Origin of the sequence: Paramagnetospirillum marisnigri (assembly GCF_001650715.1) — a bacterium.
GTDB classification, from domain to species: domain Bacteria; phylum Pseudomonadota; class Alphaproteobacteria; order Rhodospirillales; family Magnetospirillaceae; genus Phaeospirillum; species Phaeospirillum marisnigri.
The window spans coordinates 1-8,966 of the sequence record NZ_LWQT01000084.1 but is presented as its reverse complement, the minus strand read 5'-3'; the positions used below and the strand labels follow the sequence as shown (position 1 = coordinate 8,966).

The following is an 8,966-nucleotide window of genomic DNA, read 5'->3' as shown; positions in this document are numbered from 1 at the left end:
ATCATCACGGTTCAAGCGACTGCCGCAGAAGCTACCGAATCCGCTGGTCAGGTTGCTGATGCTGCATCGGAATTGTCGCGGCAGTCTGAAAATCTTAGCCGCGAGGTGGATGGTTTTATTGCCCGAATTGGCGGGCGGTAATCAGCGGAGTTCATGGAGATTTTGCTGAATGACGGAAGCGTGCCAAATCGCTGGGTGGTCAGACGCTTTCTCTGTAGGGAATGCTGCGATTGACAGCGATCACAAGGCATTCTTTGAAATTGCCAATTTGCTCAAGTGCGTCGATTTAGATGCAGCGGAAAGCAAATTCGTAATCGATAGTGCCTTGGCGATGCTCGAAGAATATGTCGCAGGGCACTTTCTCCGTGAAGAAAAGGCCATGGCTAAGGTTGGCTTTCAACACTTTGAAGATCATCGTGCAAAGCACTTTGCCTTCAATCGCAAAATTAATGAGGTTATCAGGCTGTATCGTGGCGGACGTTTGTCCGTTGCGGAGAAACTGCACGATCTTGTCCTTAAGTGGCTTGCAAGTCACATTATGAATGAGGACATGAAGTTCAGGTCACTGCTGACTGATGACGACGTTGATCAGAGGCCGCTTGCGTATCTTGCTCTCGACGCTCTTGAGAATGAAGAGCCTGAAAAAGTGGGAGTTCCTACTGTCATCGTGCCTGCCAAGGTGAAGATAGATTACGCTAAAATAACGGCATTAATTTGCGTTCCAAGCAGCACAATTCGATCTGGAATTAGATTCACACTAAATGAGATTGGTATTTCAAACATAGAGGAGTCAAATAACTTTATTGCCCTTGATGAATCATGCAGAAATGGCGGCTTCCAGATTGTTATCATGGACGCTGCGGTTGACGGAAATGATTCGACGTATTTCATTCGCCAAATCCGCTCTATACAAACAAATTGCGATCCATTCGTATTGACGGTATTGATCCTTTCAACAAGGGATGAAGTGGCGGTTCGTAGTGCCATGTCTTCAGGAACTGATTCTGTGCTTCTTATTCCATTCTCATCCGGCCAATTGAGAGATCAGATTGTTGGTCATGTAGAAAGGCGGAAGCCTTTTATCGTCACCCAAGATTATATTGGACCTGAACGCCGAAATGAGAATCGTCCTGGCTGTGCCTCAGCCCCACAAATCATAGTTCCGAATCCGGTCGAGGCGTTAGGGCGAGGCATTCCGATGGAGCAGTATGAATCCAAAAAAAGTGAAGCCATCCAAGTTATCGTAAATTACCGTTTAAAAAGTCTTGCTGGAGCCATAATTTTTGAATGTAACTCTTTGGCGGCTGGCGTGCGTGACGGACTGGCTACAAATGAAAGCACTTTTCGCAGCTTAACAAAGCTCGAAAATATTGCTGATGAGGTGGCAGAGAAAATTCGAAAATTTTCTGGAGCCAAATCCTACTCAGTTGAAACCTTCCGAGATAGATGTCGGGAATTGAAGGGTGGGGTGGACAAAATCACATACGCTGATGTGGAGGAACTTTCAGCATCTGGCAGGAAGGTGTCGGAAAGCTATATGTCACGCTGAATTATTAAAATACGACCGGAATAAATACGAATGACAATCGTAGCGTCACCCTCATTTGACGTTAAAGCACTCGTCGCTATCGAAAATGTAGCGACAAGAAAGCTTATTGTTTCTGTGATGCGTGAGTGTGGTTTTGTAGTTCAAGAAGAAACAAAAGACATAAGTCACACGATGCTTCACCTTGAGCATGGAAATGCATCAAACATAAATATTATCTTGTGCGATAAGCTTGGTGGAAGTGGGCACCTAAAGATTTTGAAGCATGTCCGTTGGGGGAAGGGGCAGCCACCTCAATCCCTTCCTATAATTGCCCTGGATAATCAGTGGACGGCAGATGAGCTAATCGTGGCAAGAGACGCGGGCATATCCGCCTCGCTTACGCTTCCCATCACCCGCCATACGCTGCAAATGGCGGTCACGGCGACGATGACCAAGCAGAAGGCATTTATTGCTTCGCCGATGTTCCATGGGCCGGACAGGCGTTCTGCCGTCATGAAGAGCTACAAGGGGCCGTTTAGACGGGCTGATGATGCCCAGACCCGCCGCCAAGAAGGCTCCCCGGTAATTGCCCAATCCGTAGCTCAGCGGCAAATCAAAAGTAGTGATCACCACCAAGATGTCGCTTCCAGTTCCTCTTCGGTGGATACGAAGACAGAGATGGGATGGTCTGCGGCGATTGCCACTGGCCGAGAAGATATCGATGAGCAACACCAAAAAATCATAGATTTTCTTAAAATACTTGGGGCTACTTCGAGTGCGGAATATGAAAGAAAGGCTGTGGATGACGTTCTTAATGGTCTTTCAAATTATGTAAAAATGCATTTTATGCACGAAGAGACTCTAATGGACTCCTTTGATTATGACGAGAGAGATAAGCACAAGCGGATTCATTCTGGCTTCGTTGAAAAGCTTGACAGAATAAAACGTGATGATTTTCATAATGGTGGCGGAAGCGAGAAACTGTTCTATATAATATACAATTGGCTTGTTACGCATATTGTTAGCATTGACCGCGTCATGATCGCCAAGATGAATGGTGAATTTGATGCTAATGGTGGTGGCGACCCCGTTCTTAAACAAACTGGCCTCGTAATTGAAAATGCCTACGAGTTGGCCGCAAAAATTATGAACGTTAACTTGCAAACAAGTGCAGTGGCCGATAAAAAACGGAAGACTGCATTGCTTCGTGATATTTCGAAATCTACAGAGAGGCTGATTAACCTTATGGAACTTGCTGATTCCAGGGTGCAGGTAAGTGGATGCTCTAATTTTCAGCTTAAACGGTTGGGCGAGATACGGCATGCACTGACGAAAAGTGCGGATTCTCTGGCCGTGACGGCTGCAAAAAAAATCATACGGCTTTGCGGTGATATTTTGTCCGGCAAGCAGGGCATCCCCCTTGGAATCGGGGATATCTTGCGGCGACAAATGGGCCGGGTGGCAAGCTTGACTGCGGTAATCGGTGGATTGGACGCTATGAGTTCCACCGCAAAGTCCGCAGCCATAGAGGCAAACGAGGCGGCCGGAAAAATCTTGGAAATGGAACTCGGATCAGCCGCGTCTTTGCAGGACTTTGATATTGTCGAAAAATAGCGAAACAGCAACACTGTGAATGAATGTATATTTATTATGCTAACGCCCTAATCCCCCTTTGGGCAAACCCAGTCTCTGTAGTTCATGTCAAACTTCATGATGTGATTAAATAGCCACATCCTTAAAAATTCGCTCATTTCGTTAAGGGATTGACGGTTTACCTTTCTCGACTTTGTGATGAAATAGGACGATGCCATTTCCTCAAGTTGAGCCTTTAAAACACGATGCTCTTTGGCGTGCATGTCGAAATATGGATACATGCACTCTCTTTGTATTTTTTCTTCTCTCTCAAAGTGCTCATGTGTGTAGGTGATTAGCTGCTTCAGCGTCACATGCATCGCAGCTTCATTTTGCCCATCAACTTCCCCCTCTAAGGTTTTGCATGTTTTTGCAGTTACCAAGAATTGATTTATTATGCTGATGAGCTTCTTGTGGTCGGCATCAATAATCGGGTGCCCGACCATCATATCTTGCGTGAGCTTAAGCATATCGTCCTCGCTGCCGATCAAGCCGACATTTTCTGCGGTATTCTATGCCCTACAGTTTTATCGATCACTTCCATTTTTAAAGGGGAGGCTACACCAGCATCTTTTGAGGTGTTTTGGTCAGGGCTTCAGCAATTCCGGCGGAAAGTGAGCGAAGTGACACGGGCTTCCTGACAAAAACGGTGACGCCTGCATCCAAAGCTGCTCTCTCGCATTCATCTTCTGTCCTGGCCGTAACCATAACGATTGGAACATCGGCATTAAAGCCGTCAAGCCCACCTGAACGGATCAGCTTGGTGCAGGCTATGCCGTCGAGCATGGGCATCATCCAGTCAAGAAAAACGATGTCAGTGCTGCCATCTGTCAAATCGCCGTCTTCAAGGCTGACGATATTGGCGGCACCGAATGCGAGTGTGCCATCCTCCACTTCGATTACATCGCGGCAATGGAAGGAACCCAGAGCGATTCTGATCAGTTCCCGCATCGGCTTAGCGTCATCAACGACCAATGCCCTTCGGATTCGTGGAAACATGGTTTTGACACTTTCATCTTGGTGTCGTTGATTTGCGGCCATCAATCGGCACTTACCATTAAGTACCACATGCCCCAGAACACAGCCAAGATATTCTACTATTGCTATTGAATGACTACAATTAGCGATGGACGCCCTGTTTCCTATTTCCCAGAACCTTTGCCATGGACGCCAGGATGAAGAGCCAGGGATTGACCGGCGGCGTGACCAGCTTCAAACGCACCAGCAGCGACCTTCTTCCCCGATGCCCGGCCACGACGCAGGTTTAGGTCCAGCTTGGCGAATTCTGATTCGACGATGGCGTGGCGGACCACCACCAGATCGCGACCACTGCTGACCCTGTTGGCTTCATCGCGTTCGGCCTTCATGGCGATCAGTTTCTCCCCAATCGACACCGCCATGCCGAACATGAACGATCCCTTTTCGTCCTTGCCATAGCGGAGAATTCGTTGGGCCAGAGCATATTGGACCCAAGCGGTCTGCATGGCCGTGGCGATCACGTCGTAAACGTAATGGGCCATCTCGATGCTGGGGCGAAGACCGAAGAAGACGTACCGGATGCCCTTGTCGTCTTTTTCCCTCCATACCTTGCAATCGCAATATTCGGCGATGGCCGGGATGCAGGCGGAGATCGGCTGTCGCTGCTTGCGGTTGGTTTCGATGGTGGACTTTTCACACTGCTCTTCGCGGATTTCCAGGTCCGTCATGGACAGGTCATGGCGATCCAATAGCTCGGCCACCTTCGCTGCCGCCGCCAAAGCTTCTTCCTCGGTGCAGCCATTGGCGATGGTCTTGGCCCGAAGTGCCTGGAGCCGGGTTTTCAGCTTGTCGAGATCAGTGGTCATGGCGTCCAGTCCACCTGCATTCCTGGAAGCTGGGAACGGGCGATCAGAATTGTTTCCAGGGCAACGCCTGCCGCCTGGGCCACCTTCTCGACGGTGATGTCCGATTCGAGGACAAAATCCAACACGGCTCCGAGGAAATCGGGATCGGTGATACGGGTGCGAAGTTCGTCGGCACCACTGCCGGTGAAGGACATGAACTGGGCCAGCAATTCGTCATCAGCGACAATTACCGAGACGGCGTGCAAGGCCAGTGTTTCGGCACCTTCACGTCCCAGTTTTGGAATTTTCGGCGGCATTGGGTCGGTGACCAGTTCGGAAAGCGGTTGGTGGCCGCAGTGTAGTTCCGCCGGTCGCCGGGGGAAACGCCGATGTCGTGATGAATTCAATCGGGGTGCTATGGTTGGCCCGGCATCATGAACGTTGACCAGGAAATTTCGGAAGGGTCTCCCCGTGAGCATGAAGTTCAGAAAGACCAATCCCCGGTTTGGCTATCTGGTCGTTTTGATCGTGTTGTGCCTGGGCGTTGCGGGCATCTCCAGCATGGTCACCATTCCCGCTGTCCAGGGGTGGTACAAGGATTTGGCTCACCCATCCTTCACGCCGCCTGATGCGGTCTTTGGCCCGGTCTGGACGGCTCTCTACATCATGATGACTGTGGCGGCCTGGAGGGCTTGGGGGCGTGATCAGTACCAGTGGGATAGCTCATGCATTCGGCTGTTCCTGATCCAGTTGGTGTTGAATTTCGCCTGGAGCTTCCTGTTCTTCAAGTTCCACCTGATCGGTGTGGCGGCGGTCGAGATTGTGGTTCTGGAGATCGCCATCATCGTCACTACGGTGGCATTCTTGATGCGAGACAAGATCGCCGGAATGCTCATGGTTCCATATCTGCTTTGGGTCGGCTTTGCATCGGCTTTAAATATTGGGTTCTGGAGCCTAAATTAATAACCTTTTTGCAAATGAAAGTTCTTATGATGAACTCATCCGCCATCGCCCCAATAATCTTATTAGTAATATCCAATATTTTCATGACTTTTGCGTGGTACGGGCATTTGAAATTTACAGACAGAGCTTTGTGGATTGCCATTGTCGTTAGCTGGCTTATTGCATTTGTGGAATATTGCTTTGCAGTTCCTGCGAACAGAATCGGCCATGGAACCTATTCGACCGCAGAGCTTAAAACGATGCAGGAGGTTATTACCCTCACCGTGTTTGCCGGTTTCTCCGTCTTGTACCTGGGGGAGCGACTGACCATAAATCATGCCATCGGCTTTGCCCTGATCTGTGCAGGTGCGTTCTTTGTATTCAAGAGCCCGATCCAGGTGTAATTCGGAGGTATAAAATAATACGGCATCGTTGTTGAACGTTTCCACTCCGACGAAGAATGGCCGGCCCATGTCGGTTTCTCGGACATACAGTTGCGTTTGAAGTAATCCGAGGTCATGGCGTCCAATTATGCTGATGGTCAGTCAGTTTCGAACCCGCTCCACCCAGCCTGGGTCTTCTGGGTATTTCTCCAATAATTTCTGCATCCGCATGATCGCAAATGCGGCAACGTCATCACAATGCTGGATTCTGGCTCCATCGTGCTTGATGTACCTGATGTCGCGAAATGCGACTTGTGCATAGGTCAGGATGTCACGCGATTCCGACATCACGATTCCATGAGAAATGTATCCAAATGACGGAGAAAACCACAAATCGTGATCGCTTAACCATTGCATGGAAATCTCGGCAAAACGGCTGATCTTGGCCTCTTGGGCTGAGCAGTACACTCCACGATCATGCAAGTTCATGCCGTTGGAATCCTTGCCCAGGACGGCCACTTGCTCACGGTGCCAGTATCCTGGATCGTTGATTTCTCTGTATGTGATGGGCGGCGGCGAGGGCTTCGAGCCGAGGGAATAATAATTGGGCAGGTTGGGATCGCGTGGATACACGGGGGGAGGGGCGACCTTCACCAAACCGGCGGAACCCTTGTCCGTCGTAAAAAAGACGCCTTCCTGGGCATTCGCGGTGGCTGTCGTTGCCATTAGAAAGAAGACCGATATCAGCGACATAGTGCAGATGTTATGAAGACTCATAATTACCTCCGCACGGGGCGAGGTGATGCTGTTGTCTATTTTATATTTGTTTTTGAATTTTCGCAAATTTGGTTGACGATTTGCAAGTTGCGGTCCAAATCATTGAAATCGACATCGCCCGATCTCGGATCAACCCGAGTGACGCGATTGACCCTGATGGTCGAATTCTCGACCACCCCGTCAATTTGACCACTTTGAATCCAGATCGAGGAATCGAGAAACTGGTCGATTGCTGTGTCCTGGCCGACTACGCCACCACGGCCCCATGCCAGGACGGTTCCGGTCACAACCACGCTGGCATAGCAACGGTCTGGATACTCATCCACCGAGCCATCGGCGACGGTTACCACCCCATCAGAAACCGTGTGGCCCAAGGCCATCAGGGTGAACGGAAGATTGGTCTTGATGGTCATGATGCTTCCTCCCATTCTGGCCGAATAAGATCATAACAGGAACATTGAGATTGGGCAAATTGGGGTGGTCTGTGCCGCCAGCCCCACCAGCCTCCTGGGCGGGCTGGCCCATTTCAGGGGTGATTTTGTCAATTTACTTATCTGCGTTCATGCTGAATTTAGAAATTGGCCGCGACGGTGCGGCCCAGGTATACGGGTTTGGCACCCATTTCATATGGAGTCAGCGAATTATCGCTATTGATAAATAGATGTACTGATCGAGCCGCCAACAGATCACAACAATCAAACGCCCGGTTAGGTTCGGGTGATAACCCTCGACAGGAGCTTGGCGGCTCGCACTGTCGAGGGTTTTGTTTTTGGTGATATTATGGAGATCAAGGGAAAACGAATTTTCACGGTTTCAAGTCCTGCAAGTGCAGGCAAAACCGATGCAGCAGTTACCTATGCGGTGGATATGGCAGCCAAGGGCCACAAGGTCATCATCGCCCAGCCCACGAAAACCTGCATCGACGAATGGTTTGCCAAGGCTCAGGAACGGGCCAGATCACTGCGAAAAAGGGCGGTTCCGGTCTATCGGTTCGATAGCAGCACCTGCGAAGATGGGCAGGTGATCTCCACGATCATGGGGCACCTTAAGTGCCCAGGTGAAGAGGGCCAGGTACTGTTTTTGACCCAGCAGGCGTTGCTGCGGCTGCCATATCTCCACCGGCCTGAACATTGGCATGTGATCGTCGATGAGATTCCTGCCCCCGACGTGATGTTCTGTCGGCATCTTCCACACAACCACGAGATCATCACCTCGGCCATATCGTGGCAGGATTTTTCCGCCGATAACGTTAAGGTGGCGGCAACAGACAATGCCAAGCTTCGCCGTCTTGCTGATGGTGATGATGCCGTTGATGCCGAATTTAGAACCATAGCCCGAGCCATTCTGGACCCGGATTATGATGTCTTCGCGATCAGGGAGAACATCGAACGCACCGTGGCCGGTGACACGGAGAACGGGAAATATCCCCTCTACCTGTTTGGAGTTCTGAAGCCATCGGCATTCACCAAGTTCGCATCGGCGATCATCATGGGGGCACACTTTGAGGAGTCGCTGCTTCATCACCTATGGGCAGTCCAGGGGGCGGTGTTCGAACCACATCGCCAGTTGATCAATGCCCTTCGGTTCCAGCAGCACCAGAACGGTCATCGGGTCTCCTTTCATTATCTGGCCGAAGATAGCTGGTCCAAAAAGCTGGGCGGCAAGAAGGTCAATGTCGATGGAACGGAGATCAGCAACACCATCCTCGGCCTGACCAAGGCCGCCGAACTTGTTGGGGATCAGCCATTCCTCTATCAGGTGAACAAGGACGTAGAGGATGCCGCCGAGGAATTATTCGCCCAGTTGTCACTGCCGCCTGAATACTCCCCAGAAGGGGCGACTGAAAATTCCCCACCTTGACGCACTCGCCCGGCCCTGGGG

General features: G+C 50.4%; 11 protein-coding genes. 5 read left to right on the top strand and 6 right to left on the bottom strand.

Annotated elements, in window-relative coordinates; translation table 11 throughout:
- Positions 1 to 169 precede the first annotated feature (169 nt).
- Both A6A04_RS21845 and A6A04_RS15925 read left to right on the top strand, forming a co-directional pair.
- On the top strand, positions 170 to 1,549 hold the full coding sequence (locus tag A6A04_RS21845; RefSeq protein ID WP_082914984.1) for a bacteriohemerythrin: 1,380 nt from the start codon (positions 170 to 172) through the stop codon (positions 1,547 to 1,549).
- 30 nt (positions 1,550 to 1,579) lie between these two features.
- Positions 1,580 to 3,142, top strand: coding sequence for a hemerythrin family protein (locus A6A04_RS15925; protein ID WP_245651244.1), 1,563 nt, complete (start codon positions 1,580 to 1,582; stop codon positions 3,140 to 3,142).
- Between the two features lie 47 nt (positions 3,143 to 3,189).
- Here A6A04_RS15925 and A6A04_RS15920 read toward each other — a convergent pair whose 3' ends face one another.
- The 4 genes from A6A04_RS15920 to A6A04_RS22735 all read right to left on the bottom strand — a co-directional run bounded on the left by A6A04_RS15920 (position 3,190) and on the right by A6A04_RS22735 (position 5,300).
- Positions 3,190 to 3,651 (bottom strand): bacteriohemerythrin, encoded by a 462-nt coding sequence (locus A6A04_RS15920; protein ID WP_068494632.1) that lies wholly within the window; start codon positions 3,649 to 3,651, stop codon positions 3,190 to 3,192.
- 67 nt (positions 3,652 to 3,718) lie between these two features.
- Positions 3,719 to 4,159 (bottom strand): response regulator, encoded by a 441-nt coding sequence (locus A6A04_RS15915; protein ID WP_068494630.1) that lies wholly within the window; start codon positions 4,157 to 4,159, stop codon positions 3,719 to 3,721.
- 143 nt (positions 4,160 to 4,302) lie between these two features.
- Positions 4,303 to 5,004, bottom strand: coding sequence for a DUF7168 domain-containing protein (locus tag A6A04_RS15910; RefSeq protein WP_068494628.1), 702 nt, complete (start codon positions 5,002 to 5,004; stop codon positions 4,303 to 4,305).
- Positions 5,001 to 5,300, bottom strand: coding sequence for a DUF3572 domain-containing protein (locus A6A04_RS22735; RefSeq protein WP_068494626.1), 300 nt, complete (start codon positions 5,298 to 5,300; stop codon positions 5,001 to 5,003). The genes A6A04_RS15910 and A6A04_RS22735 overlap by 4 nt, the downstream gene beginning before the upstream one ends.
- 160 nt (positions 5,301 to 5,460) lie before the next feature.
- Here A6A04_RS22735 and A6A04_RS15900 point away from each other — a divergent pair, with 160 nt between their 5' ends.
- Both A6A04_RS15900 and A6A04_RS15895 read left to right on the top strand, forming a co-directional pair.
- Complete coding sequence (locus A6A04_RS15900) at positions 5,461 to 5,946, top strand: TspO/MBR family protein (protein ID WP_068494624.1); 486 nt, start codon at positions 5,461 to 5,463, stop codon at positions 5,944 to 5,946.
- A 26-nt stretch (positions 5,947 to 5,972) separates the two neighbouring features.
- Positions 5,973 to 6,329 carry a DMT family protein gene (locus tag A6A04_RS15895; protein WP_216636120.1) on the top strand — a complete coding sequence of 119 codons (357 nt, stop codon included), beginning with the start codon at positions 5,973 to 5,975 and terminating at the stop codon, positions 6,327 to 6,329.
- 141 nt (positions 6,330 to 6,470) lie between these two features.
- On the opposite strand, the gene A6A04_RS15890 is transcribed toward A6A04_RS15895, so the two are convergent.
- On the bottom strand, positions 6,471 to 7,085 hold the full coding sequence (locus A6A04_RS15890) for a hypothetical protein (RefSeq protein WP_068494622.1): 615 nt from the start codon (positions 7,083 to 7,085) through the stop codon (positions 6,471 to 6,473).
- A gap of 35 nt (positions 7,086 to 7,120) precedes the next feature.
- Entirely contained in the window at positions 7,121 to 7,498 is a 378-nt protein-coding gene (locus A6A04_RS15885) for a hypothetical protein (protein WP_068494620.1), read from the bottom strand.
- Between the two features lie 325 nt (positions 7,499 to 7,823).
- Between A6A04_RS15885 and A6A04_RS15880 the strand changes: the two genes are divergently transcribed.
- Positions 7,824 to 8,945: a DEAD/DEAH box helicase family protein gene (locus tag A6A04_RS15880; protein WP_245651242.1), complete on the top strand. Its 1,122-nt coding sequence runs from the start codon at positions 7,824 to 7,826 to the stop codon at positions 8,943 to 8,945.
- Positions 8,946 to 8,966 lie beyond the last annotated feature (21 nt).

Excerpts from the sequence above, each read along its gene's own strand:
- A6A04_RS21845 (WP_082914984.1), top strand. The coding sequence starts at position 170 with ATGACGGAAGCGTGCCAAATCGCTGGGTGGTCAGACGCTTTCTCTGTA.
- A6A04_RS15925 (WP_245651244.1), top strand. The coding sequence starts at position 1,580 with ATGACAATCGTAGCGTCACCCTCATTTGACGTTAAAGCACTCGTCGCT.
- A6A04_RS15915 (WP_068494630.1), bottom strand. The coding sequence starts at position 4,159 with ATGTTTCCACGAATCCGAAGGGCATTGGTCGTTGATGACGCTAAGCCG.
- A6A04_RS15910 (WP_068494628.1), bottom strand. The coding sequence starts at position 5,004 with ATGACCACTGATCTCGACAAGCTGAAAACCCGGCTCCAGGCACTTCGG.
- A6A04_RS22735 (WP_068494626.1), bottom strand. The coding sequence starts at position 5,300 with ATGCCGCCGAAAATTCCAAAACTGGGACGTGAAGGTGCCGAAACACTG.
- A6A04_RS15900 (WP_068494624.1), top strand. The coding sequence starts at position 5,461 with ATGAAGTTCAGAAAGACCAATCCCCGGTTTGGCTATCTGGTCGTTTTG.
- A6A04_RS15895 (WP_216636120.1), top strand. The coding sequence starts at position 5,973 with ATGATGAACTCATCCGCCATCGCCCCAATAATCTTATTAGTAATATCC.
- A6A04_RS15890 (WP_068494622.1), bottom strand. The coding sequence starts at position 7,085 with ATGAGTCTTCATAACATCTGCACTATGTCGCTGATATCGGTCTTCTTT.
- A6A04_RS15885 (WP_068494620.1), bottom strand. The coding sequence starts at position 7,498 with ATGACCATCAAGACCAATCTTCCGTTCACCCTGATGGCCTTGGGCCAC.